Source organism: Streptomyces sp. NP160 (assembly GCF_006335115.1).
Lineage (GTDB): Bacteria > Actinomycetota > Actinomycetes > Actinomycetales > Quadrisphaeraceae > Quadrisphaera.
Genome location: NZ_VDMJ01000100.1, coordinates 1 through 515 on the forward strand (window position 1 = coordinate 1; position 515 = coordinate 515).

Annotated in this window: 1 protein-coding gene; it reads left to right on the forward strand. The window is 73.0% G+C overall.

Going from position 1 to position 515, the window contains the following annotated elements:
- Positions 1–195: 195 nt before the first annotated feature.
- The coding region (locus FHN55_RS23085) for an FAD-binding protein (RefSeq protein ID WP_180358018.1) at positions 196–515 on the forward strand (320 nt) is incomplete at its 3' end.

Genomic DNA, 515 nt, shown 5'->3' on the forward strand with positions numbered 1-515 from the left:
CTTGACCAAGCCTTGACCAGCCCCTGCCCCGTTCTCGCTGGAATCCGGTCCGATCGGGTGGTGTGCTGTCAGACAGGTGCGCGGAGCGAGGTGGCGAGGGCCACGCAGGCCTACGTTGACCTTGACCGGGTGGGGGTGCTGCCCCGGTTCGAGCTCGCGCTGCAGAGGCGTCGGAGACGGAAGAGGAGGCACGCTGTGGGCGGCCACGGACACGCGATCCCCCGAGCGCGCCGCGGTGCGGGCTCGTCGTCCGCCGAGCGGGTGGACGTCGTCGTCGTCGGCGGTGGCTCCGCCGGCAGCGTGGTGGCGGGCCGGGCCGTGGAGCGCGGTGCCGGCTCGGTGCTCGTGCTCGAGGCCGGGGCCCCGGTGCACCCCTGGGACGTCGAGGTGCGCATGCCGCTGGGCATGTACCGCGCCGTCGGAGACCCCCGGTACGACTGGAAGTACACCTCCGAGGAGGAGCCCTGGCTCTTCCGCCGGAAGATCAACCTGCCGCGCGGCAAGGTGCTCGGCGG